Here is a 26,444-nt window from a genome sequence, read left to right as displayed (position 1 = left end):
ATTTAAACATTTGGTAGCTGCGTCATCGCTTCAGCAATTGCTTCGGCCGGATACGCATAATCTTCTAGCTGTCCTTTCAAATAAGTGTCGTAAGCCGCCATGTCAAAGTGGCCGTGGCCACTCAAATTAAAGGCGATCACTCTCTTCTCACCACTTTCTTTGCATCTCATGGCCTCTTGCAAGGCTACGGCAACGGCGTGGGTCGATTCTGGTGCAGGGATGATACCTTCAGCACGGCTAAAGGTCATGGCTGCCTGGAACGTTTCCAGTTGCGGGACGGCACGCGCCTGCACATCGCCATTATCTACCAAGGCACTCACCTGCGGTGCCATGCCATGATAGCGCAGTCCGCCAGCGTGGATAGTGGGTGGTACAAAGCCATGCCCCAAGGTGTGCATTTTGACAACGGGTGCCATCATCGCCGTGTCGCCGTAGTCAAAAGTGTATTTGCCGCGTGTTAACGTGGGCGAGGCGGCAGGTTCAGCGGCGATAATTGTGGTATTTTTGCCATTCCGCAAATTTTCGCGCACGAAGGGGAAGGCAAAGCCGCCAAAGTTGGAACCGCCCCCGGTACAGGCCACAATCACATCGGGGTATTCGTCAGCCATCTCCATTTGCAGCAGAGTTTCTTCCCCAATCACGGTTTGATGGGTCAGTACGTGGTTCAGCACAGAACCAAGGCTGTATTTTTTGCTGCCGCCAGAAGTTGCAGCAACTTCTACCGCTTCAGAAATGGCAATGCCCAGTGAGCCGGGTGAATCGGGATCATTTTCCAGAACGGAACGGCCGTACTGCGTGCGATCCGTCGGGCTGGCAAACACCTCTGCGCCATAATTTTCCATCAAGATGCGCCGATACGGTTTTTGTCCGTAAGAAACCTTCACCATGTACACTTCCAAATCGAGCCCGAAGAAGTTACAAGCCATTGCCAGTGCTGATCCCCACTGCCCGGCTCCAGTTTCGGTGGTGAGTGCTTTGGTACCTGCTTCTTTGTTGTAGAATGCCTGGGGAACGGCCGTGTTCGGCTTGTGCGATCCCACCGGACTAACACCCTCATACTTGTAATAGATATGAGCAGGCGTATCTAGAGCCTTCTCCAGCCGCCGTGCCCGGAACATCGGCGTGGGCCGCCACAGCTTGTACACCTCGCGTACCGGTTCCGGAATTTCAATCGCAGCCTCGGTACTAACTTCCTGCATGATTAGGCTCATGGGAAACAAAACGCTTAAAAAGTCTGGCGTAACTGGCTCTAGCGTTTGCGGGTGCAGCACAGGTTCCGGCGGCACGGGCATATCCGCATTGATGTTGTACCACGCCTTTGGCAGCTTACTTTCATCCAACAAAAACCTCGTCTTATCGCTCATCATCTACTCCTTTTTTGCCACAGAGGGCAAAGAGATTTAAGAGGTTTTTCCCTCTTTCCTCTGTGTTCTCTGTGGCCAAGAAAACGAAAAACGCCCTCGTCCCAGCGAATTTCTTCACTGCTGGGACGAGAGCGTCTAAAAATTCACTCCCGTGGTGCCACCCGGCTTAAGCTGAAACAAAAAACGCGCTCGTGATAGCGCGTTGTGTGTTAGCCAGCTCCACTCATTTCAACCCACTAACAATTAATCAGTTACAATTCACAATTAACCATTATTCGTAGGTCTATGCCCTGATAACGGTGGCACTTCCGGCTTAAGCTATTTTCGATGTCTCGATTTCACTTAAACGACTCCCCGATCCATTCCGCAACTGCGCTGTTGTGGATTTTTCAGCTATGCAACCCACTCTCTAAAACCCGCTTTATTGTGTACTCTTTCGGTTCAACGTCTTTGTTTTTTAAGTTGGGCGAGATGGTAACACGGCCGTTTTCCGCTGTCAAGCATTGATTTTCGCCAAAATTTGCTCCGTTTTTTCCAATTCGGCCAGCAGCCCCAGCGTTTTAAATTGGTGGGATGCTTGCATCAGGGCATCTTTGCTGGCTGCTGCTTCCTGTTGCTTTAGCAGCACCTTACCCAAGGCTCGCCAGGCGTAGGCTGCCATGTAAGGGTCATCATTTTTGTGTGCCTGGTCACGGGATTCAGTGAAGTGGGTAACGGCCGTTGCCAACCTTTCTTCTGCCTCTGCCACCAAGCCCAAGGTGAACTGGGCGTAGGGGTAGGCATGGGTTTCTTCCGTTTGCAAAACCCTATGTGCCATTTTCTGTGCCTCTACCAGATTGCCTACTTCGTAGTGGGCTTCTGCCAGATTGGCGGCCGTGACGGCCGTCCAGAATGGCATTCCGGCATCTTCAAAAAATGGCAGGGAGGGTGCAGCCGTTTCAATGGCTTGGGCAAACTGCCCTGCCTGAATATAAGCCACAGCCAGGGCATTCCGCACCATCTCCTGCCCCATGCGGTCGCCGATTTGGGCAAAATAGCTGATGGCTTCTTCGGCGTGGGGTACCGCTTCTTCCAAACGCGCTTGCCGCCCTAAAATCACGGCCAATTCGCGGTTAATTTGTGCCACCCCAGCCGCATACTGCACACTTTTGGCCAAGGCCAGAGCCCGCTGGTAATGTAAATAAGCCTCATCGTAATTGCCCTGCTCCTCCCGCACGATGCCTTGAAGGTGCTCCGCTTCATATTGCACCAATCGCGCTTCGTGCCAGGCTTCGGTCATTTCTCGCTGCTGCAAATGGTGCCGGGTTTGCTGGGAGCGGAAGCGTACCAGTTTGCGCAGCAGCCGCTGGGTGATTTCCCTGCCTTGTTGCAAGGATTCGGCCGCCTGCTGTGGGTAGCCAAGGGCATTGAGAAAAGCACCCTTGAGCAACTGTGCGTGAGCGGCCGTTTCGCTGCCGTGCTGCCAGGTAGCCGCTTTTAAAACGGCCAGGCCTTCCTCTGGTTGGCCAGTGAACCGATACAGATCAGCCAACAGCAGAGCAAGGGCTTCCCGCTCGTTGCCATCCAGCCGTTTGGGAGAAAGTTGCTCGAAGAGCATCAGGGCAGCATTGGCCTGGCCACGCTGGATTTCTTTTTGCCGATGGGGGTACCAGATTTGAACGGCCGTATTTTCCTCACCCGCCTGGACAAAATGGTACGCTGCCGCTGTGTACTCACCCCGCGCTGCCCGAATCGTGGCAGCAGCGAGATGGCTCTGCTCCCGCTGCTCGATGGGCAGCCAATGCCATTCTGCCAGCACCAAATCACGAATGACTGGCAGCAAGACCACTCCGCCCAAGCCATCTGCCTGCACGAGTTGGCGTTGACCCAACATGCGCAACTCGTCTGCCGCCTCAGGCCAGGCATCACCAGGGGCGGGGCTGCGGAACACAGCCAACTGCCCTAGCAAGCCCCGCTCGGCTGGGGATAATCGCCGCCACAGCCGAGCCAGTAAGGTGCGTAAAGATGGCACCTGCGGCAACTGTTGCATCAGGTCAGTCAGCGATTTGCTGCCATCGTGCAAAGCTACACAAAGGTGCAAACAACGCGGATTGCCCCCGGTGTATTTTGTGAATGCCTCAATCTCTACGGCCGTTCCCTGCACGTCCGCTTCGGCTAGCAAGTTGGCAATCTGAGGCATTGTCAAACCGGAGAGATGTATCTGTTGGTTGGTGTGGAAGAAACATTGTTGACCGACAAAAAGGAGGGGGGTCATTTGCCCCAGACTCTCCAAAAATTCGCTCAGTTGAACACGAATCTGGCTTGTCGTTTCCTGATTTTGCTGGAGCAGATCGATCTCATCAAAGCAAAGCAAGGGTGGGGTTGCTTGTAGCTGGTGCAGGTCGCCCCGTAGCTGCGCCAAAGCCAAATCAGGATTGTCCACCTTGCCCCCATCCGCTACGAGCTGGAGCCACAGCCGGGACGCACCCTGCTGGTGCAGAAATTGCCCCAGCGCAAAAAGGAGACTGCTCAAATTATCGTTAAAGCTGGGGCGGATGGTGAACCAGAAACTTTCGTGTGGCCATTGGCTCATCACCGTAGCTGCGACCGAGGTTTTACCAATGCCGCCCATACCCGTCAGTGCCAGCGTTTTTCCGGCCAATAATGCCTCGGTGATGGTTTGAATGGTTAAATCGCGGCCTAGCAGCGGTTTTGCTGGCACCAGCGGCCGTTCCAGCCGGTAGGTGGGATGGAGTTGTCGCAGCAAGGCATCGGCCAGTAGCTCGCGGGCATTTTTGAGATGGCGAAAGTAGGGGCTACGCCCCACGCCAAGGTATTCGATGATGTCCTTTTCGCTGCCAGCCTTGGGATAATCGAGGGGACGAAAGTAGGTGCGGAAGTAGCGCAGCTCCAGCAGCAGGAAGCTGTAGCAATTGCCCTTGTTGCCAAACTCGCGCCGTTCCTCGGCAACGCTGTCTTCCAATTCAGCGCGGGTTCGGGGCAAAGTGTTATCTGTCCACAGGGAAGCTGCCGCTTTTTGCAGGCTGTTTTGCAGGGCCTGGCCACGACCAACGGCCGTATCCGCATTGGCACTATTTTGCAGGACATCCCCCAAAAAGCAGGGTGCTGCCAACGGGGATTGTTCCCCCAGCCAAGCGGCATCAGCATAGCTATTTAAGGCCAGTCGTAGCTGATCGTGGAAAGGGTCGCTGCTTGCTCCATTTTTTTGCTTTGGTGCCATGATTTGTTTTGCTCCGTATGTTGAAACGGCCGTTTCAGCCCAATAGCCATAAAAAATATATTACAAATCGCCACAAAAGCATATTTTGCCCAAAAGCGAATTTTGTCCACATACTTTGCCGATTCTTCATAAACGGGACAAAATGCGCCAAAATCGGGACGGATCAAATTGACGAAGATGGTAGTATGAGTCAAGTTGGTGTCCATCCGGCAAACAAAGGAGAAACTGTTTATTATGAAACGATCAGTATTGGTAGCTTTAGCTTATATCGTTGTTGTAACGGTCATATTCGCTTTGTTCACTTTTCCTAAATCAGCCACAGCCTCACTTGGTGACCAAAAGGCACGCTGGTTTATCGAAGTGGGCATTCACAACAATCAGCTAATTGTGAAAAGGACAATAGAAATTGGCTATGAAGATCGCCTGGGCAATTTGTTAGTTATTACTAGTGAAACCACGCCCATATCGTGCCAAGAAGATGGTCAACTTATAATTGAAAATAACAAAGCCACCTTTGATGGCAACACCTTTTTAATTTGTGAAATGCCCAGCTTTCAGGAGAAGGTATATGATTTAACAAATGGGCAACTCGTGATAGAAGATGAATGCGATTTCAAAGTGGCCAATGGAACGGCCGAGTTTATATTTACAAAAACAGGAGAAAATCCCTTCTTTTACCAGCCAGAGCTGCAATTTTCTGCGCCAATGAATGCAATTTCTCGCATGGCAAAATATGAGTTTGTTGCCGGAGGCAGCATGGCAAAAAGCGAACCCTTCATGACCAATCAGCAGATGCAAGGGGGCGGGGCGGCGTTTTTCGATAACGGCTTAGGTTATCTGACTCATTTTCACGTTGACGGGGTTACGTTAGGGAGCAATCCGCCATTTTTACCCGGAACGCTTACAATCCCAACAACCTCTACGGAGTTCTTCATCGGAATAAACCTGGACACGAGTGAAACCTTACAGGGCATATTGGGTTCCCTTATTGTTGATCCAGGCTGCGTGGGTCATGGCGGCATTTAATTAAACAGAGCTGAGAAGTTTCCTCCAAATCAATCTTCCTCTTATTCTCTTTCCCTTCGTTTTGCATCGGGCACGCTCTGTGTCCGGTGCATTACTTCCTCATACCTTTAATTTTTTTATCCGTGTAAAACTGTATTTATCTGCGTCAAAAAAGGAGTTTGCCATGAATCAGTTTTCTGTAAAAATTATTCATATAAACAACCTTGCCGAGCAATCAGTAGCAATCATAAAATTGAATCGTGCCATTCAAGCAGATACCTTTGAAGCGATTATCGCTGCTGCTCATTCATTATTTGCTGAGGGCCACACCCAAATGATCGTCGATTTGGCAAACATGCCCCGGCTAAATCTGACCGCGTTATTTACCCTGTATAGCATTGCCGAAATTGTGAGCAATCGCCAACCCGCCAGCCCGGAAGATGGCTGGAAAGCCCTCCATGAAATGGCTGATAGACCCGATGCAGCCATGGTGGCTAACCTGAAGCTGTGTGCCCCGCAACCTAAAGTGGAGCGAGCCTTACAACAAGCGGGTGTCACTGAACGTTTGGGGATTTTTACGTCGCTCCCCCAGGCTTTAGAGGCATTTGGTAAAACGGCCGTCTCCAAACCCCAGCCCCTCCCTCTCCCCGCGCGCAGACCCATCTGGCAAATGGCCGTTACCTGGGGTTCACCCTTGTATACCTTTGACCTTTGGTAAATTGAGACAAAAACGGCCGTTTTCGGTACTTCTTCCTGTAAACCTGGTGATACGGTAAATTCATCAACCGATTCAACAGATCATTCGCGGGAGAAAATCATGATTCATAGTTCAGGTAGCAATGCCCAAACCCCACGTGCAGCGCAGCAATTACACTACAGACAAAATTGGAATATCGCCTACGCTGGCTTTGGCCGCCAGCCATTTCGCCCCAAACAGAACAATTTATTGCACAATAGCCTCAAGCAGGCTGAGATTAACTCCAGCTTCATTACTTTGCAACAGGGCGCGTGGCTGTTTCGTCAGGGTGAGCTGGGGGATGCTATTTACTTTATCGAGAAAGGTGCTGTTCAGCTTGTCATGAGCTTGCCTGCTGGCAATGAGCAGGTGATTGATGCGGTGCCGCATGGAACGGCCGTTGGTCTAGTTGCACCGCTTACTGGCCAATGGCGTGGGGTTGGCGTTCGCACATTAACAGATTGTGTCTTCATTCGAATTGAGACGGCTGACTTGCCCTCGCTGGCAAAGAAACGGCCGCAGCTATTCAAAGCGTTACAAACTCAGGTGCAGGAGCAACGCCAACTGCGCGAAAAGTGCAAATTTTTGTGCCGCTACTGGGGCACGTTGCCAACGGCCAAACTACACAATTGGCTTTCTAATCTGGAATGGCTACAGATTAAAGCTGGCGAGACGCTGTTTGAGCAAGGTACATCGCCAGAATATATTGCTTATGTGGTAAACGGCCGTCTTCAGCAAATTCATAAACAATTGGATGGGCAGCAAAAAATCTGCGGTCAAATTGGGTCTGGTCAATTTGCCGGAACGCTGCCCCAACAAAACCTGCTACCCCGGCACCACGCAACCGTGGCAGAACGAGACAGCCAATTGATCGTTTTGTCTCAAGAGAACCTCGGCCGCTTTTGTGAACAACTGCCCCAAGCCTGGTCGTCCTTGGTTCATGATTTTGCTTTTCCCAGCCACCTAAACCCAACGCAGCAAACAGCCGCTAGAACCGCACACAACATCGCCTTTGTGCCGCTTTCTGTCAATGTTCCTCTCACCGAGCTGATGGATGAGTTGCGAACGGCCGTATTCAGGACAAAAAACAGCCTCATACTTAATGCCCAAACGGTAGACAACAATCTCAACGATTTGGACGCTTTGCTGCCCTGGCTAGACAAACAAGAACAATATAACGATTATCTGCTTTACCAGGCCAACCCGCAGTGGGATAGCTGGAGCCAGCGGTGCATTCGGCAAGCAGACCGGATTGTGCTCGTAGCAGAGGCCAACACTTCACCCGATCTCACAGCCATTGAGGAACAAATTCAAACGTTAAAACCGCAACTAATACCAGAACTGGTGCTTTTGCAACCTGCTCAAGGCCAGCCGCAAGGGACTGCTAATTGGCTGGCATCTCGTCAGGTAAACGCCCATTATCACGTCAGGCAAGGCAACAAACAGGACATTCGCCGATTGGGTCGCCGACTGACGGGGCAAGCGGTTGGTTTAGTTTTGAGTGCGGGGGGAGCCAGGGGATTTGCCCATATTGGTGCCTATCGTGCCTTACTGGAAGCGGGTATTGAAATAGATTATTTTGGCGGAACCAGCATGGGTGGGCTTATTGCCGCCATCATCGCTCACGGCTACAGCTATGAAGAACTAGCCAGCTTTGCCGCCGATTATGGTGCCAGCAGTGCACTACTGGATTACACATTCCCGGCAACCAGCCTGTGTGCCTCTGGCAAAATTACCGAATTGTTGCGCAGAATGTTTGCTGAAACCCGGATTGAAGATTTGGTATTGCCTTACTTTTGCGTCTCGACTAATTTAAGCCAGGCACAGTTGAAAGTCCATCAGCAAGGGCGGCTGCGTCGCGCTGTGCGTGCTTCCATAGCCATTCCGGGGGTCTTTGCCCCTGTCAGCCAGGATGGTGATTTGCTGGTTGATGGCAGCCTCATCAGCGTATTGCCCATCAAATTAATGCATCAACGACTGAATGGTGGTCAAGTCATTGCTGTGAATGCGACACCGGAAAAAAAGAATTCTCGACATTGGCATGTCGATGATACCATTTCCGGATGGAAAACTCTGTACAATCGATTAAACCCCTTTACCAAGTCCGTACATTTACCATCGCTTATTGGCACTTTAATGCAATCACTTTATGTCAACAGTGCTTGTCGATTAGATGAGTCAAAGCCATTGGCTAATCAATTTATTCAATTAAGCACAGAGGAAATTGGTATGATGGATTGGGACAATTACAAAAAGCTAATAGAAATCGGATATCGCTCCACCAAATTGTGGTACAAGCAAGATTTTTATGCCACCTTTACATAAAACAGCGTCGCAAAAATGAAAGTGAGATTCTTTTTATTGCCTATGGAACAAAGAACACCTACTTCTGCTGTTTTAGCCATAGCCGGAAGAAAACAGGCATCAGCAAGGCCAAAACTGTGAGAATACCGCCCAGCCAGCCAGGCAAATTGACCGACTCGGCCTCTAACATTGGCGCGGCAGACACCGTAGCGGGTAACAATAACAGTAGACACAATCCAATATAAAGTGCCAGGCGAAGTTGTTTCTTCATAGTTATTTCATTCCTCGTTGTCTTAATTTTGATTATCTACTGTCTATTATAAACCGCTTATGGGCAATTGGCAGGACGCGACGTGGAATTGGTACATACCCCTTCGCACCGGCTTGCATTCAAGGACTTACGTAACCCCAAAGCTGCTATTCTTCCAAGCAGCTACTTCGTAATGCGATTTGTAATGTTGTCTGACTATAACTTGACTCAAGGTCTGCAAAGACCTTGCCTGGGTAGGTCCTGACAATCATCCCAGCAACATCACAGATTCATTGCAGCCGCATCGTCGCAAGCAACTTACCTGCACTGGAGCCAACTTCGCTGAAGCATCGCACCAACAAGATAGCCGCATCGTCGCCTGCATCATTGCCGCATTATTACCGCTTGTATAGGTTCTACCCAACTGCTCGAAGAGCTTAGGCCATCATTTTTTTCGTTCCCAACGACAATATGCGGTCTAAGCTCTTTTTTCTTTGATCTCTGCCAATAATGCTTGCAAGCCCAGGCTGTAACTGCGCCAACCAAACCCCGAAATTTGCCCCATGCAAACCGCCGCTAAGACAGATTTTTGCCGAAACGTCTCACGTGCATGAATGTTGGAAAGATGCACTTCCACTGTGGGCAGCTCGACCGAAGCAATTGCATCCCGCAGGGCATAGCTATAATGGGTGAATGCCCCCGGATTGATGAGAATGCCATCTGCCCAATTACGCGCCTCATGAATAGCGTCGATGAACTCACCTTCGTGATTTGATTGTAAAAACTGAACGGCCGTTTCCGCTGCCGCAGCCTGTTCACTTAGTTTATTATTGATATCAGTGAGGGTAAAACGACCGTACACCTCAGGTTCACGGCTGCCAAGCAAATTCAAATTTGGCCCATGCAAGATCAAAATCTTTATGGTCATAGTACCCTCTTACCATATAGCCTTATCATAATTATCCCCTCCGGTGAGTCAACTGCCAATTGTCACTTCTTACGGTATTTTAACAGCATTTACCCGCCAATTGACCAACTCTGCATTTTGCCTTTGACGAAATTTCGACTGTTTGTTACCATCCGCCGCTATGTTTAGTAAGCAAGGCCAAAGCAGTATGCAACTATTCTGCATGAATCAAATGCACAACATGATGTGCGCTATGCCTTGCTGCATCTGTATCAAGCGGGGGCGGTTTTGTACCCGGTTGGTACCGATGGTGCGCTAACTCCCCTAGCACCGTTCGACTTCTCCCGCGCTTCAAACGAGTTCTTTTTTCTAGCCAATGCGCTGGTGCGTAACGGCCGTTTTCCTAACAACCAACACAGCTAAAAAAACACCTACCCAAACCTAAAAGAGCAACCCTATGCCACTCGTTGCCCATTCACCCTTACCAACCTTTGAACGCTTGCGCCAGCAAGGACAGGAAATCCTCTCGCTGGATCATGCCCTGCACCAGGACATCCGTGAACTGCACATTGGGCTGCTAAATATGATGCCCGATGCTGCCCTCACCGTCACGGAGCAGCAATTTATGCGGCTGCTGGGCAGTTCTAACCAGATCGCCCAATTCTACGTCTACCCCTTCTCCATTCCAGGGTTACCTCGCAGCCCGGAAACGGTAGCCTACATCGACGAATATTACGCCACCTTTGAGCAACTCCAGCAAGAAGGGCTAGATGCGCTGGTCATTACGGGTGCGAACGTGGCGAATCCTACGTTAGAACAAGAGCCCTTTTGGCAACCGCTGCAAAATGTGATCGTTTGGGCTACCGAGAATGTAACCTCTGTGCTTTGCTCTTGTTTGGCGACGCACGCCTTGGTGAAGCAGCTTTATGGCGTGAAGCGACAGCGGCTGCCCGCCAAGAAGTGGGGCGTCTACCCGCACCGCATTACGCAAAAGGCGCATCCGCTACTGCGTAACATCAATACCCGGTTCGATGTGGTTCATTCCCGCTACAATGCCATTACGCGGGCACAACTGGAAGCGGCCGGGCTGGCCATATTGGTTGAGGGTGAGTCGGGCGGCGTACACATGGCAGTTAGCCCCGATCAGTTTCGCATTGTCTACTTTCAGGGACACCCTGAATACGATTACAACAGCTTGCTGAAAGAGTACAAACGCGAAGTGCTGCGCTTCATTGCCAGAGAGGTTGATGAATATCCACCCCATCCAGAAAACTACTTCCCGCCGAAAGCAGCTGATATTGCTGATGAGTACGAGGCAATTGTATTGGCCAGTCAGGAAGCCAACACGCCGATTCCCCCCTTTCCAGAAGCAGCAATTGATCGCCATCTGGACAACACTTGGGGGGATACGGGAAAGGCATTGTTCAATAACTGGTTGGGGCTAGTTTATCAACTGACGGCACTGGATAGGAAAATACCGTTTTCACCAGGCATCGACCCCCAAAACCCACTCGGACTGCGCTAATTTATTCAACCAGGACTGGCAGTCCTAAAGGTAATTGAGAACTACTACCTTTAGGACTGCCAGTCCTCCATCTGAAACAGGAGAAATATCTATTATGAAAGCAGCAACCATTGGCATCCACGGCGGTTATGAAACCGATCCTACCACCAAAGCCGTGGCCGTACCCATCTACCAAACTGTGGCCTACGAATTTGACAACGCTCAGCACGGTGCTGACCTGTTTAACCTGGCGGTTCCGGGCAACATTTATACCCGCATCATGAACCCCACGGCCGATGTGCTGGAGAAGCGCGTGGCCGAGCTGGAAGGGGGCATTGCGGGGCTGGCCGTCAGTGCAGGCAGCGCGGCTGTCAACTATTCCATCCTGACGATTGCTGAAGCGGGCAGCAATATCGTCTCTGTGCCGCTGCTGTATGGCGGCACCTACACGCTGTTTGCCCACATGCTGCCCAAGCAGGGCATCGAAGTGCGCTTTGGCAAGGACGACAGCCCCGCCAGCCTGGAAAAATTAATTGATGCGAAGACTGCGGCCGTTTTCTGTGAAACAATCGGCAACCCAGCGGGCAACATTGTTGATCTGGAAGCTATTACGGCGATGGCACACAAACACGGTGTGCCCGTTATCGTGGATAACACCGTCGCCACACCCATCCTCATTCGCCCAATTGATTACGGCGCAGACATCGTGGTGCATTCGCTAACAAAATATATGGGCGGCCACGGCAACTCACTGGGCGGTGTCATTGTCGATTCCGGCAAATTCCCCTGGGCAGAACATGCAGACCGTTTCCCCATGCTCACTACGCCAGAACCGTCGTATCATGGCGTTGTGTACACAGACGCACTCGGCCCTGCGGCGTTTATTGGCCGCGCCCGCACTGTACCTTTGCGGAATACCGGTTCCGCCATCAGCCCACTCAATGCGTTCCTCATCTTGCAGGGCATCGAGACGCTGGCCTTGCGAATGGAGCGGCACACCGAAAATGCACTGGCAGTGGCCAACTATCTGGATGGCCATGATAGTGTGGCTTGGGTGAGCTTTGCCGGGCTGCCCAGTTCCCTGTATTATGAACTGGCGCAGAAATATACTGATGGGAAACCGTCGGCACTGCTCACTTTTGGCATCAAAGGCGGTTTTGAAGCGGGCGTTAAATTCTATGATGCGCTCAAGCTGTTCAAGCGGCTGGTGAACATTGGTGATGCCAAATCGCTGGCGGCACATCCGGCCTCTACCACCCATCGCCAGCTTACAGAGGAGGAACTGGAGGCCGCAGGCGTCACGCCAGATGCGATTCGGCTGTGCATTGGCATTGAGCATATTGATGATATTTTGGCCGATTTGGCGCAGGCGTTGGACGCTGCCGCATAGCTTATAAGAGGAGAAAGCATCCTCAGATGCGGCTTTGCAAATGGCCGTTCGCATCTGAGGATACTCACTCCTCGGTTTAGGAAAATGAACATTGTTTGAATGGACGCAGTTGGTGACGTTTTCGCTGGGGGTAGGAACGGCCGTTTCTGGCAGCAAGGCCAAGTGAGCAAGTTAATGAAGACAATTGCCGATCTATTCATAGAAAAACCGTGGCAGTGGGGCTTACGTGGCGACCCCTACCTGTGGCAAGAGATGGCTGATCACTTTGCCGATACGCCATTGCCCGTAACCCCGACGCACCTAGAACTGCTGCTGACGCAGGCATTTGAAGCATTAACTGGCCAGCCCATCACCGATGAAACACACTTTTTTGTAGAGCGATTTGCTCACGGCGGCATGTCCAGTGGCTTGGTGTCACCCTCATTTTGGCGGGAAACGGCCGTTCCCCTGTTGCTAAATCGTTACGAAGAACACCAATCTCATTTGTAACTGTTTTTGGGCAAAACGGCCGTTCCATGCTACCATCTCATCCCGGTGCAACTAAGGCGCACAAGTGAGGAAACCAATGCCTGAAATAACCGGGAAGAAAAAGAAAATCGCAGAAACCGTGCGAAAAACAAATTGTTATTCATAGCCTGATCCTTCTGGATTAGGCTTTTTTTTTGCCAAGAAGCAACAGCAAATTCTAGTAACCAACGATTCCAGCAATTAAAAATCTGTGCTAATCTGCGGATTATGCGGATTATTTTGTAGGAGGCATATGACGGAAACAATCACATTACCCGGACTCATAGACGTCCACACCCACTTGCGCGTGCCGGGTGGAGAACACAAAGAAGATTTCCGCACGGGAACGGCCGCTGCCTTGGCCGGAGGCATCACCACCATTTTGGGAATGCCCAACACCAGCCCGCCGCTCAGTACGCCAGAGGAGCTTGCTGCCGCACGGGAACAAGCGGCACAAGATATTTTGTGCGATGTCGGTCTTTTTGCTGGGGCTAGCCCAGAGATGATTGACCAGCTCCCCGCCTGCGCCCCGCAAGCCGCCGCACTCAAAATTTACCTCAACGACACCTTTGGCCCGCTGCGCGTGGAGGATGTGCCTACACTGGCCGCCTGTTTCGCCACCTGGCCCCGCCACAAAATGATTGCCATGCACGCCGAAAAGCAGAGCGTGGCCGTGGGCATCGGCCTAGCAGCGGCGTACAATCGGCCGGTTCATTTTTGCCACATCAGCCGCCGGGAGGAGATTGAACTGATTGCCCAGGCCAAAGCGCAAGGGCTGCCCGTCACCTGCGAAGTAACGCCGCACCACCTCTTCCTCACCGAGGCAGACGCGGCGCGGCTAGGCCCGCTGGGTGACATGCGCCCGCTGCTTGGTACACCATCTGACGTAGCTGCTCTGTGGGAGCATCTGGATGAGACAGTGGACTGCATTGCCACGGACCATGCGCCGCACACGCTGGCCGAAAAGCGGTCAGACACGCCGCCGCCGGGGGTGATTGGTTTGGAAACGTCGCTGCCACTGATGATGACGGCCGTACAGCAAAATCGCCTCACCCTAAACCGACTGATCGAACTGATGCACCATAACCCCCGCCGCATTTTTAACCTGCCAGAACAGTCGGATACGGCCGTAACCGTCGCGCTCACCCCCAACAGTATCACCAACCAAATGGTGCAAAGCAAATGCGGCTGGACGCCGTTCCACGGCACAGAAGTGCTGGCCAAAGTGCAAAAAGTAATGCTGCGGGGAGAAGTACTGTTTGAAGACGGCCGAATTTTAGCCAAGCCGGGATCAGGCAAACTTTTATCGTAAATTGGCCACGGATTAAATGTTAAAAATCCGCATAATCCGTGGCAGAAAGAAAAGTATTGAGGAGAAAAACATGCACATCAAAACACTTGAACCTTTATTTGATTTTGACTCGTTGGACACCCCCTTGCTAAACAGCAACGGGCTGACCGGACACGACATTCTGTCCGTTTCCCAATTCGATCCTGACAAACTGTCCTACATCTTTAGCCGCGCCCGCGAGATGCGGCAGATGGTTGAGCAGGTTGGCGGCACCGATTTACTCAAGGGCAAGGTGCTGGCCTGCCTCTTTTACGAACCGAGCACCCGCACCAGCTCCAGCTTTATTGCCGCCATGGAGCGGCTGGGCGGTAGCGTTATCCCGATTACGCAGGGCGTGCAATTTAGCTCCATTAGCAAAGGGGAAACGCTGGCAGACACCATTCGCGTTTTGGAACAATATGCCGATATCATTGTGCTGCGCCACCCGGAAATTGGCTCGGCGCGAGAAGCGGCCGAAGCAGCCAGCGTGCCGGTTATCAATGCAGGCGACGGCCCGGGCGAGCACCCCACCCAAGCCCTGCTAGATTTGTTTACCATTAGGGATGAATTAGGCACGATTGATGGGTTGAAGGTAGCGATGGTGGGTGATTTGCGCTACGGCCGTACCGTCCACTCCCTCACCAAGCTGCTGCTGCAATACAACGTCAGCCTTCGCTTTGTGGCACCAGAAATCTTGCGCCTGCCGTTGAAAGTGATGAACGAAGTGATTGATTCCGGCCTCAACGTCCGCGAAACCCATGACGTGGCCGACGTCATCGAAAATGCTGACGTGCTGTACGTCACCCGCGTGCAAAAAGAACGTTTCACCGATTTGGCGCAGTACGAGGAAGTGAAAAACTATTACGAAATCACGCCAGAAATCATGGCCCAAGCCAAAGAGAAGATGGTGGTAATGCACCCCCTGCCCCGCGTCGGCGAAATCCATGACTCGGTGGATAGCGACCCACGCGCAGCTTACTTCCGCCAGGTGCGCAACGGCATGTACATCCGCATGGCACTGCTAGCAGCGGTGCTGGGACGTGCGTAATTTGTGCTCACCATTTCCTGGAAACTTTGAGTTTCCGGGGAAATTTACAGTCGGTTCGTACCAAACTGCATAGTAAATCTGTTAAGCACAACACAGAGTTTTCAGGAGAAATAGGTACTCTTATCACAGTTAAGCAAATAACTCTTCTCCTTCTTCTCCTCTTCTTCTCTTCCGCTTCAAGGCCCCCGCAAGGGGGTCTTGTTGTTTCTGTTGATTTTGCTGCTACTCTATATCGTTGAGAATGCAAACAACACAGAGATTTGAAATCTGGCGATAAAAAGTATGGCAGAAATTAAAATTAAACCAATCACAGACGCGGCAGGCTGTACGGCCGTTGAGCAATTGCAGCTTGACGCCTGGAAATTGGCTGATTATCGCGAGGTTGTACCTACCCACATTCTGCTTACCTTCCACAAAAACGGCGGCGTGTTGCTAGGAGCCTATGCAGGGGAGCGATTGGTCGGTTTTGTCGTGGGGTTTATCGGGCTGATGGGAGACGGCCGTTTCAAACACGCCTCGCACCAAATGGGGATTCACCCACAGTTTCAGGGCCAGGGCATTGGTACCATGCTAAAACTGGCACAGCGGCAAGCGGTGCAGCAGCAAGGGCTAGACCTCATCACCTGGACATATGACCCGCTGGAAATTGGCAACGCCCGACTCAATATTCACAAGCTGGGTGCCGTCTGCCGCAACTACATTCCCAACCTGTACGGCGATGCAGATGGCATCAACGCCGGGCTACCGACTGACCGCTTTCAGGTGAATTGGCACATCAACAGTGCCCACGTAGAAAATCGGTTAGCAGGAAAGGATTTGGTAGAAACGGCCGTACCTACCTATCTCATTTTGAACCCAGCCTTGGAGAACGGCCGTCCATCCGAAACTCCCAAATCGCCCACTGAACCCACCCACTTTGTACAAATCCCCCGCAATTTTCAAGCCCTCAAAGTCCAAAATTTGCCACTGGCACTGGCGTGGCGGCTGCAAACCCGTCAGCTCTTCACCAACCTCTTCGCCCATAACTACACTGCCACCGATTTTATCTTGCAAAATGAGTGTGCCTTCTATCTTGTAGAGAAGACGTAGCAAAGCGATAGAAACTCCGTTCAGCACCAACTATTTCGAGTAGATAAATTGGGAACTACATCTCATAAGTTTGGTGATTATGGAGGCGAAAATGTTTAAGAAGAAAACGGCCATACTGATACTAAGCCTGATTTCTGTTTTGGCTGTGCTGATTTTGGTTCAAACTGACCGACTTTATCTGTCTCAAGAGAAAATCGTTAATGAAACAATTGTCGATTTGCTAGCAGAAAACCAACAGCGTCTCCCCACACAACAGGCTGATTTAGCCATGCTTCATCAAAATCCAAACATTGCACTCAAAGAAATTACTCGGTGGGAAGCCACACAAATAGAATTAGAGAACTCAGCTACATTTTTTCAAGCGATTTTTGACGATGATCCCATTTATCGTCTTCAAGCTGCTCTGGTCATTACCTTTGCCGATGGTAATCAAGCCACACTTACCTGGGAAAGCTGGCGCTACGGTTTGGTCATCGGGCCTGCCGTTGTTAGCATGGGTGATGGTCCACCAGGGTTCATTACAGCAGTTGCAGAGAGATAACTGTTTGCCCGGGCTTAATACGATTGTAGGAAAGTTGGGCTATACTTGGTGGGATGAAAATTTACCTATTTATCCATAGCCAAAAGGTGATTTGTGTCTGATTTTCCTATTTTTGATGGCCACAACGATACATTATTGAATTTACATTTAGAGCATCGGGGCAACGGCCGTTCCTTCTTTGAACGATCTGATATTGGCCACGTTGATCTGCCCCGCGCCCGTGAAGGTGGCTTGGCTGGGGGATTCTTTGCCGTGTTTACGCCCAACAACCGCAAACCGCCCAGCAAAAAAGAGAAAAAAGAGGAATTCAAGGGCATCAAGATGACCAAGGATGGGTACGAGGTGCCGCTGCCCAAACCGATTCGCCACAAAGATGCGCTGCGCTTTACAACGGCCGTTGCCACCCATCTATTTGAAATTGAACGAGCATCCGAAGGGGAAGTCAGAATCGTCCGCACGGCTGACGAGCTGGAACACTGTCTGCAAACTGGCACCTTTGCCACCATTTTCCACATCGAGGGTGCCGAAGCGATTGATGCAAATTATGATGCGCTGCACATCTTGCACGCCGCCGGGCTGCGTTCGCTAGGGCTAGTGTGGAGCCGCCCCACCAAATTTGGCCACGGCGTCCCGTTCAGCTTCCCCAAATCGCCAGACAGTGGCCCCGGACTCACCAAAGCAGGCAAAGGATTAGTACGCACTTGCAATGAGCTGCGTGTATTAGTCGATCTCTCTCACCTGAATGAAAAAGGTTTTTGGGACGTAGCCAAAATCAGCGATGCACCGCTGGTAGCCACCCACTCCAACGCTCACGCCCTCTGTCCCTCACCGCGTAATCTTACCGACAAGCAGCTAGACGCTATCAAAGAGACGGGCGGCATGGTGGGGATCAACTTTCACATTGGCTTTTTGCGGGAAGACGGCCGTTTCAAAGAAAAAACCTCCCTCACCGAAATTGTGCGCCACCTTACCTACATCGCCGAACGCATTGGCATTGATCACGTTGGCTTCGGCTCTGACTTTGATGGTGCCACCATGCCACACGACTTGGTGGATGTTACCGGACTACCCAAGCTCATCACTGCCCTACGCGAAGCTGGTTTGGATGATGCCGCCTTGAAAAAAGTAACCCACCAAAATTGGGTGCGCGTCCTCCGCCAAACCTGGGGCGCATAGCGTTTGGTGCTTTTGTTAAAAATGCCTTTATGCTAGAATGCTGTGTGTCAGCAGATGACACTTTGAGGCCAAACATGCAGCAATCAATCAGCGCAATTCTATCCGTTACCGACATTTTTGATTCTTTCACAGACAATCAGCTTGCGCTGGTTGCTGCCATCTGCGAAGCAGACACCTACCAAACGGGCGACATTCTGCTCAAAGAAAACGACCAATCGACAGAGCTGTACGTTATTGCCCGGGGCGGCGTTGAAGTGGTGATGAACCCCACCTTTGTCAGCGACGACGTGGACGAAACCGAGATGGTTGTGCTGACAGAATTGCGCCAAGGGCAGGTTTTTGGCGAAGTGGCTCTGGTAGATCAGGGCATCCGCTCCGCCACCATCCGGGTGAGCCAAGCCAATACGCTGCTATTGCGCATAGAGCGCCAACGAATTATGCAGCTCTGCGACACCTACCCGGAGCTAGGGTACAAGTTAATGAAAAACCTGGCTGCGGACCTCGCTTTCAAAATTCGCAACACCGATTTGACCATTCGCCAGTACCAATTGATGTTGTCACAAAGTAAATTAAGTGCATCATAGTAACCGTTCGGAATTAGCTTACTACCTGTCCGAATATTGGCCACAGAGTTCACAGAGAACTTAGAGGCAAAGGTTCATTTCTCAGATTTCTATTTTTCCTCTGTGGCTTTTTCGGTTAGATTCTTAGTGGTTTCGGAACCGAACGGCTACTTTAAGCCCATTCGCCAATTTTTCTGGCAATTGGGTACATAGGGTTCGTTCACAAATAACTTTTGTTCAGAAAACGAACCCCAAGGCTTGACCGTTTACCGAAATTCAAAAGTTAAAAACGGTCAAGCCCATAGGTAATAGATCAGTTCTCCACACAATAGCAGTAACAAACATGAAAGTGGAAATCATCAGCATTGGCACTGAACTCCTCGTGAGTGACATTCTGGACACAAACGCCGCCCACATTTCCCGCAGCTTGCGTGAGGTAAACGTTGCTCTTACTAGCAAGGTAACCATTGGCGACGATCCAGAGATGATTGCCGATGCCTTCCGGGTTGCCCTGCGGCGGGCCGATTTGGTCATTGCCACCGGGGGATTGGGCAGCAGCAAAGATGACTTTACGCTGGAGGCAGTAACGGCCGTTACCAACCGACACCCTACCACTGAATCACCTGGCATTCAGGGGGGCATTTTGCTTGGAGACAGCATCGTTGGCTCTACAGGCGTGATGGTGGAAGAGAAAGATGGCGTGCTGGTCTGCTTACCCGGCAACCGCCGTGAAATGTCTTATCTGCTGGAAACAGAAGTGCTGCCCTACCTGCAAGAGCAGCTGAGTGATGACATCCACACCGGCTGGACGTTGCTCCGCTGCGTGGGCGTGATGGAAAGCAGCCTCAAGCAAGATTTGGCTGATCTCAACGCCAATGCAGAGCAGCGCATCACTTTCGACTCTTTTGCAGGGCAAACCAACATCCGCTTATGGGCCAAGGCCAGCAGCGAAGCGGCACTGAATGAGAAGCTAGCCCGATTGAAAACGGCCGTTGCTCAACGGCTGGGGGATCATGTATTTGGCGACGAAAGCGATCGACTAGAAACGGTCGTGCTGCAACAACTGAAGCAAAATAACCTGCATTTAAGCCTGGCAGAATGTTATACACACGCCGTTTTGCAAAAAATCATTGCGCCGCTGCCAGATGCAGCCAGCCACGTGCAGCTACACCCTGCCCAAACGTGGCAAGCCGTTGCCACCGCACTCAAACTAGACGATTTGACGGGTGACAACCTGAGCCAATGGTGCCGCCATGCCGCCAACGCCTTGCGCAGCCAAACCGATACCGATTTGAGCCTGGTGGTTTATAGTAATGTTACCCAGGGTGGCGTGCAAATCCTGGTCACGCTAGCTTCCCCGCATGGCGTGTCTGTTACCCAGCGTTCCTTCGGTGGCCACCCAGAAAATATTGACCAGTGGGCACTCACGCTCGGCCTCACCCATCTGCGCCGTTGGCTGATGGTTCACAACTAACGCCAGCCTCCCTGACACCCAAACCAAACCTTTTACGTATTGCAACTATGTAAATCACAAAAAGAATTTTGATGAAAATTGAGCTGTGAAATTGTGATTTACTCAAGTAAATGCGGGAGAAATGGCTCTACTAACTTCAAATTACTTTCCCGCTTTTACATATCAGGCAACGATTGATTACGCTTATACTTTTTTGCTGAGCGTACAAAAACTATCTGGTTAGTGGTATAAATATGAAAATGTAATTGTGTGTTCACAGGTTGTTTTATGTAAATAAAAATCTATTGTTTCATTCTGGCAGAATAAGCAAAAGTTTGCATAAATTCACACCTAAAGGAAGAAGGAAATGCGTATTGGCATGGTTACTGCCTGCTATAAGCCCGTCATTAATGGCGTTACTCGCATGGTTTCACTTTACAAAGAGCATCTGGAAGCGGCTGGTCATGAGGTCACTATTTTCACCCTGGGGAACCCTGACCCTAATGATGAACCGGGGGTGGTGCGTTCGCCAGGACTGATGCTGGGAGATTACGGCTACTATGTTAGTATGCGGTACAGCAGCGAAGCGCAAGCATTGCTGCAAGAGATGGACATTATTCATTGCCATCACCTGTTTATGAGTGTAGAGATGGCCCATCGGTACGGCCGTTCTCCCATCGTCTATACCAATCACACCCGGTACGATCTGTACACTGGCTCCGTCATTTCCCTGCCCCAGCCAGCCGCCGATGCTATTATGCGGCAAGTTTGGCCGGAATTTACCGATTTTGCGGACGTGGTGATCACCCCTTCCGCCGGCTTGCGGGACGTGATGCTGGAGTTTGGCGTGCGTCGCCCCATTGAGCTGATTGAAAATGGGGTCGATTTACGGCCGTTCCATCACCCCACGGCCCCCCTCGCCAAAGCGGATTTAGGCGTGCCAGAAACGGCCGTACTTGTCACTTACGTTGGTCGCCTCTCCCCCGAAAAAGATGTAGACATCTTGCTCGACCAGTTCGCCATTGCCAAAGATGTGGTGCCTAATCTGCACCTGATGATCATCGGCAAAGGCTCTGTTCAGGCAGATTTACAAAAGCAGGCAAAACAGCTAGGCGTTACCGACAGCGTCACCTTCACTGGCCCGGTGGCTTATGAAGAGGTGGCTAACTACCTGGCAGCCGCTGACCTGTTTGCCACGGCCTCTGTCACCGAAGTGCATCCGCTCACCGTTATCGAAGCGATGGCTGCCGGATTACCGGTTGTGGCCGTCTCCTCCCCAGGCATTGTAGATACTGTTACCTCGGACCAATCTGGCTTGCTGACCACCAAACCAGCAGGCGGCTTAGCAGCAGCACTGGTGGGCCTGGCCAGCAACGACGCGCGCAGGAAGCAAATGGCCCAAGCTGCCCGCCAAGAGAGTGAACGGTTTGACATTTACAACACCATTCAGCGCACCATTAAACTGTATGAGCGTTTGCAGGAAGAACGGCCAGACCTCAAGCGCAAAAAGATGCACGGCCGTCGCATTTTTGATTCGGAGCGTCTTCAGCCAGTGGTGGAGCAGTTAGGCAAACTGCTTTGGCCCGCAGAAAAAGAGCCGTCCAGCCGCCGCTGGTTTTTGCCCAGCAGCATGACCCAAGCTGAACAACGGCCGCATGACAACTAATTCCGGCGCGTCTCGTAAAAAGTTGGGGGCGTGGGGTGAAAAGGTCGCGGCTACCAAGCTAGAGGCCGACGGCTACCGCATTGTGGCCCGCAACTGGCGTTGCCAGCAGGGAGAAATCGATCTGGTTGCCCAGGCGGGTGACGGGTTGTTGGCCTTTGTAGAAGTGAAAACGCGCAAAGGGCGCAGCATGGGCCTGCCCGAAGAGGCATTGACGCCGCACAAAAGCCGCAAACTGATCCAGCTCGCCCAAATTTACCTGAGCGAGCATGATTTGGACGTAGATTGGCGTATTGACCTCATGGCTGTAGAGTTAGATCGCAGCGGCAAATTAGTTCGGTGCGAGCATATACCTAATGCGGTACTCGGCTGGTGACAAGGTGATCGGGTGATGTTTCTTAATGGCATACTTGCCACTTGCACACCTGCATACTTGCACACATTTAGGAGCGTGGCTTGGATCAACCTTTAATTGTGCTGTTGGGGCAAACGGCCGTTGGCAAAACAGCCCTTTCTCTCAAATTGGCTCAAGAGCTTAATGGTGAGATAATCTCAGCTGATTCGCGGCTGTTTTACCGGGGGATGGACATTGGCACCGCCAAACCCACTGTCACCGAGCAGGCTCAAGCTCCACACCACCTCATTGATCTATGCCCACCAGATGAAACGATTACTCTCGGCGAGTACCAACGGCGCGCCTACCAGACGATTGATTTTGTGTTGGCAAACGGCCGTTTACCTATCCTGGTCGGCGGTACAGGGCAATATGTAAAAGCCGTAGTGGAAGGCTGGGGCATCCCTGAAGTGCCTCCGCAGCCACAGTTGCGAGACGCTCTGGCCCAGCTCGGCGGTCCCAAACTGGCTCGCTGGTTGCGGCAGCTAGACCCCATCGCTGCCCAAAAGCACGATCCGCGCAACGTGCGCCGAATTATTCGCGCCCTGGAAGTCACCCTCGTTACTGGGCGGCCGATTTCTGAACTCCAGCGTAAAACGCCACCACCTTACCGCATTTGCCAAATTGGCCTTACCCGCCCCCGCGAAGAACTGTATGCCCGTATTGATGCTCGTGTAGATCAGATGATGGCCGATGGGCTGCTGGCAGAGTTAGAGAAGTTGCGCGATTTGGGCTACGGCCGTTCCCTGCCTAGCATGAGCGGCTTGGGCTACCGGCAGTTGTGGGCTTATTTAGATGGCGAAATGAGTCTGGACGAAGCAGTTGAGCGCATTAAGTTTGAGACGCATCGCTTTGCCCGCCACCAAGCCAACTGGTTCCGCCAGGATGACCCAGCAATTCGCTGGTTCGATATGGAAAGTGGAATGGAAACGGCCGTGCTGAATCACATCAAAAGCTGGCTGCAAGAAGGTCATTTGGGCAATGGCAAAACGCCAAAATAGAAAATTTGTGCTAAAATTCAATCGAGCAAGATTCCATCCTACACACCCGCTTTTGCAAAATCCTGGAGGCAAAAATGGCTGAACTGAAAACCCGGAAAAATGATGGCGACGTTGAAGCATTCCTAAACAGTGTAGACCACGACAAACGTCGCGAAGATGCGTTTAAGGTCCTGGATTTGATGAAAGAGGTAACGGGGGAGGAACCAAAAATGTGGGGCGGCAGCATTGTGGGCTTTGGCGACTACCATTACAAATATGAAAGCGGTCGCGAAGGGGATTGGTTCCTCACGGGCTTTTCACCGCGCAAAAAGAGCCTGACGCTTTACATCATGGCGGGCTTTCCAGAGTATGGCGATCTCATGGCCAAGCTGGGGAAATACAAAACGGGCAAATCCTGTCTGTACATCAACAAAATTGAGGATGTCGATTTGCCGACACTGAAAGAACTTGTTAGGCAATCAGCCGAGCATGTCGCCAAAACAAACAGCTAGCAACGAAAGAAAAACCTGACAGGCTTGCCTCAAAACCAAAGGATTTGAGGCAAGCAGACCGTCAGGTTTCTGTTTTTCCTACTCAGATAAGATTGGCAAATTACCCAACGGCGCATTGGCATTCAGGAAACGGCCGCTTGTCCAACCCACCGTGCCATCTGCCTCCCGAATCTTAATCCAGACCGTAAACGCATCACGCCCTAGCAGCGTTACAGATTGCCCGTTAGACAAATAACCAACTGGCTCATTAGATAACCATTGGTGCTAGTAAATCACAGGCTGAAATTGGCGATTGAAAGATGAACAAAGCCTGTTTCATCCGGTTCAATCCCGTTCCACTGCACCAGGATATTGAAAAGAGCCATTGTCCAGCCGACACGGCTCTTGAAATAAGACCAAACGCGATGACCAACTTGTTTGAAGTGACAAACTCGGGTCAACATCGACAAAACCGATTCAATTATCATGCGGTCATTCCAGGTTCCTCTGGGACACGGCTTCAAATTGGGCGGATTCCAGCCCTCTTTAGCAAAGCCAGTATCAGAAAAGACAAGCATCTGTTCAGCCACCTCATCAACAAGGTGTTGAAAGGCTGTGCCTTCGTAGACATTAGCAGTATCCACATCCCAGCCAACAACCAGACCGATATTGTTGAGAAGCAGACACAATTTGCCACCAACAATCCAGCGTTTGTTTGACAAACCTTTCTTGCCAATCTGCTTTTCACTGCGTCCTTCTCGACGGGGATGAATCAATTCAATGCCAAAACCGTCAATCACACCGATCAGCGTCGGGTCTGCCATGAAAAGGTCAATCCACTGTTGATGGACATTAAACAAGCGAAACAAGCGGGTACGTTCAGGCAAATTGGGGAACAGATGACGCAGGTTTTTGACAAGCCAACGGTAAAATGAGCGATTGCCGCTCCCTTTCAAAGCAAACAACAAAGCAAGGGTAACCATCTCACTCGGATAAAGATTGGCTTGGCTATGTTTAGGAATATTACACATCTTATCGTCAACGATGCAAAACAAACATATCGTAAAATCTTCGTCAGACAGCAGAATTTCGTCTATCATTTTGTACTTCTCCTTTAGCTTTCAATCAGGGTTGTACTGATTAGCTTAAGGAGAAGTCTTTATTGGGGCGAACTAGCACCAATGGTTAGATAAGCCTGGGCCAGAGCGCACCGTCAGGTGAACGGCACCAGACATGGTGGCTGTGGTTGGCATCCCTTGCCCCGTTGGTTGCGTGCCGTTGGCGGTCGTCCAGCTCAGCCGCGCCTCAGCCAAGCCACTGTACTCAAAATATTCCATCCGAATTTCTACCGGGCCACCGGGCAAAGTAATGGCTCCCGCAAATAGCTGCACGTCGTGAATATCCCAGGCATCAATCAGTTGCTGCCCATTGACCCAAACCCGCACGCCGTCATCGGTATTGGCTGTGAAAACATAGTTGCCCGCCGCCAAATTCACTGTTTGCGTCCAGCGCACCGAGAAATGGTCACTGTTTATTGCGTTGGGAATGGGCGAGCTAGAGCCCCAAATGAAGTCGATGGCACTATCGTTGCGCACGACCACTGGGGACCCTGCCAAATCGCGGTTGTTGTAATATTCACCACGCCAGTCTGAAATAATCGGTGATGGAGGTGCAGGTGTGGTGACACCAGAGATTTTTGCCCAGGTAAGGGCAGCAACGGCCGTTCCCCCATTTTCATAATACTCCATCTTGACCGGCACAAAGCCGTCAGCGACAGAAATATCTGCGGTAAACGACGTGGCTGGCTGCTCCCGCCATTGGTCGATGATCAGTTGATTATTCACCCACAGGCGCACACCGTCATCGGCCGTGACGGTAAAGCGGTAAACGCCCGCATCTAGCGACAAATTACTTGTCCAGCGCACCGAGAATAGATCAGCGTTGACGCTGCTGCCCGGTGAACCGCTCCAATTATAATTAATTTGTGCCTCATCCCGGCTAAGCACAGGCGCGCCGCTTAACGAAGTATTGTTGTAGTAGTCGCCCCGCCAAAGTGCAGATCCGCCAGAAACTAATGCCCAGTTGACCCGCGCCAGGGCATTACCACCCGCTTCGTAATACTCCACCCGAATATCATGATGGCCCCCGTTTAGATAAATATCGGCAGTTACGGTGTGGGCCTGGCTGTCATACCACACGTCAATAATGGGATTGTTATCCACGAAGACGCGCATTCCGTCATCCATCGAGGCAATGAAGCGGTAATTGCCCGGGGCAAAGTAAAGATTGCGCGTCCACTCCGCAGAAAAGTTATCTACGTTGATGGCATTATTTGGCGATCCAGTTCCCCAATCATGATCTAAGTTGGTTTCTGAAACGGTGATCACTGGCGTGCCGGACAAATCTCGGTTATTGTAATATTTTGCTGTCCAGCTAGTAGCGGCTGAAGCTTGGTTGGTGGCAGATAAAATGAAAACGGCCGTTACCAACCACAAAAATAGCATGGCAACACGTTTAATCGACATTTCG

General features: G+C 51.3%; 25 protein-coding genes and 1 pseudogene. 18 read left to right on the top strand and 8 right to left on the bottom strand.

What is annotated here, in order from left to right:
* Positions 1-2: 2 nt before the first annotated feature.
* From ACOQPU_RS02850 to ACOQPU_RS02840, 3 genes are all read right to left on the bottom strand, one after another.
* Positions 3-1,364, bottom strand: a complete 1,362-nt coding sequence (locus tag ACOQPU_RS02850) for a TrpB-like pyridoxal phosphate-dependent enzyme (RefSeq protein WP_420645802.1) — start codon at positions 1,362-1,364, stop codon at positions 3-5.
* A gap of 496 nt (positions 1,365-1,860) precedes the next feature.
* Positions 1,861-4,584: a hypothetical protein gene (locus ACOQPU_RS02845; protein ID WP_420643619.1), complete on the bottom strand. Its 2,724-nt coding sequence runs from the start codon at positions 4,582-4,584 to the stop codon at positions 1,861-1,863.
* The gene (locus tag ACOQPU_RS02840; protein WP_420643618.1) at positions 4,518-4,778 is read right to left on the bottom strand and encodes a hypothetical protein; all 261 of its coding nucleotides are present in this window, start codon (positions 4,776-4,778) and stop codon (positions 4,518-4,520) included. Before ACOQPU_RS02840 ends, ACOQPU_RS02845 begins: the two co-directional genes overlap by 67 nt.
* 40 nt (positions 4,779-4,818) lie before the next feature.
* On the opposite strand from ACOQPU_RS02840, the gene ACOQPU_RS02835 reads away from it, so the two are divergent.
* From ACOQPU_RS02835 to ACOQPU_RS02825, 3 genes are all read left to right on the top strand, one after another.
* Positions 4,819-5,610 (top strand): hypothetical protein, encoded by a 792-nt coding sequence (locus tag ACOQPU_RS02835; protein WP_420643617.1) that lies wholly within the window; start codon positions 4,819-4,821, stop codon positions 5,608-5,610.
* Positions 5,611-5,773: 163 nt separating this feature from the next.
* A complete protein-coding gene (locus ACOQPU_RS02830) occupies positions 5,774-6,307 on the top strand; it encodes a hypothetical protein (RefSeq protein ID WP_420643616.1) in 534 nt (177 codons plus the stop codon).
* 99 nt (positions 6,308-6,406) lie between these two features.
* Positions 6,407-8,650, top strand: coding sequence for a patatin-like phospholipase family protein (locus ACOQPU_RS02825; RefSeq protein WP_420643615.1), 2,244 nt, complete (start codon positions 6,407-6,409; stop codon positions 8,648-8,650).
* 58 nt (positions 8,651-8,708) lie between these two features.
* Here ACOQPU_RS02825 and ACOQPU_RS02820 read toward each other — a convergent pair whose 3' ends face one another.
* Positions 8,709-8,900 carry a hypothetical protein gene (locus ACOQPU_RS02820; protein WP_420643614.1) on the bottom strand — a complete coding sequence of 64 codons (192 nt, stop codon included), beginning with the start codon at positions 8,898-8,900 and terminating at the stop codon, positions 8,709-8,711.
* A gap of 457 nt (positions 8,901-9,357) precedes the next feature.
* Entirely contained in the window at positions 9,358-9,807 is a 450-nt protein-coding gene (gene aroQ / locus ACOQPU_RS02815; RefSeq protein WP_420643613.1) for a type II 3-dehydroquinate dehydratase, read from the bottom strand.
* 225 nt (positions 9,808-10,032) lie between these two features.
* Here aroQ and ACOQPU_RS02810 point away from each other — a divergent pair, with 225 nt between their 5' ends.
* From ACOQPU_RS02810 to ACOQPU_RS02740, 15 genes are all read left to right on the top strand, one after another.
* The gene (locus ACOQPU_RS02810) at positions 10,033-10,209 is read left to right on the top strand and encodes a hypothetical protein (RefSeq protein ID WP_420643612.1); all 177 of its coding nucleotides are present in this window, start codon (positions 10,033-10,035) and stop codon (positions 10,207-10,209) included.
* 34 nt (positions 10,210-10,243) lie between these two features.
* Entirely contained in the window at positions 10,244-11,311 is a 1,068-nt protein-coding gene (gene metA / locus ACOQPU_RS02805) for a homoserine O-succinyltransferase MetA (protein ID WP_420643611.1), read from the top strand.
* 94 nt (positions 11,312-11,405) lie between these two features.
* Positions 11,406-12,680, top strand: coding sequence for an O-acetylhomoserine aminocarboxypropyltransferase/cysteine synthase family protein (locus ACOQPU_RS02800; RefSeq protein WP_420643610.1), 1,275 nt, complete (start codon positions 11,406-11,408; stop codon positions 12,678-12,680).
* Positions 12,681-12,854: 174 nt separating this feature from the next.
* Positions 12,855-13,169 carry a hypothetical protein gene (locus ACOQPU_RS02795; RefSeq protein WP_420645801.1) on the top strand — a complete coding sequence of 105 codons (315 nt, stop codon included), beginning with the start codon at positions 12,855-12,857 and terminating at the stop codon, positions 13,167-13,169.
* Positions 13,170-13,440: 271 nt separating this feature from the next.
* Complete coding sequence (locus tag ACOQPU_RS02790; RefSeq protein WP_420643609.1) at positions 13,441-14,499, top strand: amidohydrolase family protein; 1,059 nt, start codon at positions 13,441-13,443, stop codon at positions 14,497-14,499.
* Between the two features lie 70 nt (positions 14,500-14,569).
* Positions 14,570-15,565, top strand: coding sequence for an aspartate carbamoyltransferase (gene pyrB, locus ACOQPU_RS02785; RefSeq protein WP_420643608.1), 996 nt, complete (start codon positions 14,570-14,572; stop codon positions 15,563-15,565).
* Between the two features lie 282 nt (positions 15,566-15,847).
* Positions 15,848-16,654, top strand: coding sequence for a GNAT family N-acetyltransferase (locus ACOQPU_RS02780; protein WP_420643607.1), 807 nt, complete (start codon positions 15,848-15,850; stop codon positions 16,652-16,654).
* 91 nt (positions 16,655-16,745) lie between these two features.
* Positions 16,746-17,195 carry a hypothetical protein gene (locus tag ACOQPU_RS02775; protein WP_420643606.1) on the top strand — a complete coding sequence of 150 codons (450 nt, stop codon included), beginning with the start codon at positions 16,746-16,748 and terminating at the stop codon, positions 17,193-17,195.
* Between the two features lie 93 nt (positions 17,196-17,288).
* Positions 17,289-18,371, top strand: coding sequence for a dipeptidase (locus tag ACOQPU_RS02770; RefSeq protein ID WP_420643605.1), 1,083 nt, complete (start codon positions 17,289-17,291; stop codon positions 18,369-18,371).
* A gap of 74 nt (positions 18,372-18,445) precedes the next feature.
* Positions 18,446-18,955 (top strand): cyclic nucleotide-binding domain-containing protein, encoded by a 510-nt coding sequence (locus tag ACOQPU_RS02765; RefSeq protein WP_420643604.1) that lies wholly within the window; start codon positions 18,446-18,448, stop codon positions 18,953-18,955.
* 322 nt (positions 18,956-19,277) lie between these two features.
* Positions 19,278-20,408, top strand: coding sequence for a competence/damage-inducible protein A (locus ACOQPU_RS02760; RefSeq protein WP_420643603.1), 1,131 nt, complete (start codon positions 19,278-19,280; stop codon positions 20,406-20,408).
* A 346-nt stretch (positions 20,409-20,754) separates the two neighbouring features.
* Positions 20,755-22,053 (top strand): glycosyltransferase, encoded by a 1,299-nt coding sequence (locus ACOQPU_RS02755; RefSeq protein WP_420643602.1) that lies wholly within the window; start codon positions 20,755-20,757, stop codon positions 22,051-22,053.
* Positions 22,043-22,426 (top strand): YraN family protein, encoded by a 384-nt coding sequence (locus ACOQPU_RS02750; protein ID WP_420643601.1) that lies wholly within the window; start codon positions 22,043-22,045, stop codon positions 22,424-22,426. The genes ACOQPU_RS02755 and ACOQPU_RS02750 overlap by 11 nt, the downstream gene beginning before the upstream one ends.
* Before the next feature lie 80 nt (positions 22,427-22,506).
* Entirely contained in the window at positions 22,507-23,445 is a 939-nt protein-coding gene (gene miaA, locus ACOQPU_RS02745; protein WP_420643600.1) for a tRNA (adenosine(37)-N6)-dimethylallyltransferase MiaA, read from the top strand.
* Positions 23,446-23,519: 74 nt separating this feature from the next.
* The gene (locus tag ACOQPU_RS02740; RefSeq protein WP_420643599.1) at positions 23,520-23,936 is read left to right on the top strand and encodes a DUF1801 domain-containing protein; all 417 of its coding nucleotides are present in this window, start codon (positions 23,520-23,522) and stop codon (positions 23,934-23,936) included.
* Positions 23,937-24,014: 78 nt separating this feature from the next.
* Here the strand turns inward: ACOQPU_RS02740 and ACOQPU_RS02735 are convergent.
* The 3 genes and pseudogenes from ACOQPU_RS02735 to ACOQPU_RS02725 all read right to left on the bottom strand — a co-directional run.
* Positions 24,015-24,176 (bottom strand): annotated as a pseudogene (locus ACOQPU_RS02735) (SH3 domain-containing protein); the annotation flags it as partial.
* A gap of 32 nt (positions 24,177-24,208) precedes the next feature.
* Positions 24,209-25,015 carry a transposase gene (locus tag ACOQPU_RS02730; RefSeq protein WP_420643598.1) on the bottom strand — a complete coding sequence of 269 codons (807 nt, stop codon included), beginning with the start codon at positions 25,013-25,015 and terminating at the stop codon, positions 24,209-24,211.
* A 72-nt stretch (positions 25,016-25,087) separates the two neighbouring features.
* Positions 25,088-26,440, bottom strand: coding sequence for a PA14 domain-containing protein (locus ACOQPU_RS02725; protein ID WP_420643597.1), 1,353 nt, complete (start codon positions 26,438-26,440; stop codon positions 25,088-25,090).
* Positions 26,441-26,444: the final 4 nt, after the last annotated feature.

It is taken from the genome of Candidatus Leptofilum sp. (assembly GCF_965223285.1).
GTDB lineage: Bacteria > Chloroflexota > Anaerolineae > Promineifilales > Promineifilaceae > Leptofilum.
Note: the sequence above shows the minus strand (reverse complement) of the source record. Positions and strands in the feature narration are given on the sequence as shown.

Coding starts and splice junctions, on each gene's coding strand:
- ACOQPU_RS02850 (WP_420645802.1), bottom strand. CDS start 1,364: ATGAGCGATAAGACGAGGTTTTTGTTGGATGAAAGTAAGCTGCCAAAG.
- ACOQPU_RS02845 (WP_420643619.1), bottom strand. CDS start 4,584: ATGGCACCAAAGCAAAAAAATGGAGCAAGCAGCGACCCTTTCCACGAT.
- ACOQPU_RS02835 (WP_420643617.1), top strand. CDS start 4,819: ATGAAACGATCAGTATTGGTAGCTTTAGCTTATATCGTTGTTGTAACG.
- ACOQPU_RS02830 (WP_420643616.1), top strand. CDS start 5,774: ATGAATCAGTTTTCTGTAAAAATTATTCATATAAACAACCTTGCCGAG.
- ACOQPU_RS02825 (WP_420643615.1), top strand. CDS start 6,407: ATGATTCATAGTTCAGGTAGCAATGCCCAAACCCCACGTGCAGCGCAG.
- ACOQPU_RS02820 (WP_420643614.1), bottom strand. CDS start 8,900: ATGAAGAAACAACTTCGCCTGGCACTTTATATTGGATTGTGTCTACTG.
- aroQ (WP_420643613.1), bottom strand. CDS start 9,807: ATGACCATAAAGATTTTGATCTTGCATGGGCCAAATTTGAATTTGCTT.
- metA (WP_420643611.1), top strand. CDS start 10,244: ATGCCACTCGTTGCCCATTCACCCTTACCAACCTTTGAACGCTTGCGC.
- ACOQPU_RS02800 (WP_420643610.1), top strand. CDS start 11,406: ATGAAAGCAGCAACCATTGGCATCCACGGCGGTTATGAAACCGATCCT.
- ACOQPU_RS02795 (WP_420645801.1), top strand. CDS start 12,855: ATGAAGACAATTGCCGATCTATTCATAGAAAAACCGTGGCAGTGGGGC.
- ACOQPU_RS02790 (WP_420643609.1), top strand. CDS start 13,441: ATGACGGAAACAATCACATTACCCGGACTCATAGACGTCCACACCCAC.
- pyrB (WP_420643608.1), top strand. CDS start 14,570: ATGCACATCAAAACACTTGAACCTTTATTTGATTTTGACTCGTTGGAC.
- ACOQPU_RS02780 (WP_420643607.1), top strand. CDS start 15,848: ATGGCAGAAATTAAAATTAAACCAATCACAGACGCGGCAGGCTGTACG.
- ACOQPU_RS02775 (WP_420643606.1), top strand. CDS start 16,746: ATGTTTAAGAAGAAAACGGCCATACTGATACTAAGCCTGATTTCTGTT.
- ACOQPU_RS02765 (WP_420643604.1), top strand. CDS start 18,446: ATGCAGCAATCAATCAGCGCAATTCTATCCGTTACCGACATTTTTGAT.
- ACOQPU_RS02760 (WP_420643603.1), top strand. CDS start 19,278: ATGAAAGTGGAAATCATCAGCATTGGCACTGAACTCCTCGTGAGTGAC.
- ACOQPU_RS02755 (WP_420643602.1), top strand. CDS start 20,755: ATGCGTATTGGCATGGTTACTGCCTGCTATAAGCCCGTCATTAATGGC.
- ACOQPU_RS02750 (WP_420643601.1), top strand. CDS start 22,043: ATGACAACTAATTCCGGCGCGTCTCGTAAAAAGTTGGGGGCGTGGGGT.
- ACOQPU_RS02740 (WP_420643599.1), top strand. CDS start 23,520: ATGGCTGAACTGAAAACCCGGAAAAATGATGGCGACGTTGAAGCATTC.
- ACOQPU_RS02730 (WP_420643598.1), bottom strand. CDS start 25,015: ATGATAGACGAAATTCTGCTGTCTGACGAAGATTTTACGATATGTTTG.
- ACOQPU_RS02725 (WP_420643597.1), bottom strand. CDS start 26,440: ATGTCGATTAAACGTGTTGCCATGCTATTTTTGTGGTTGGTAACGGCC.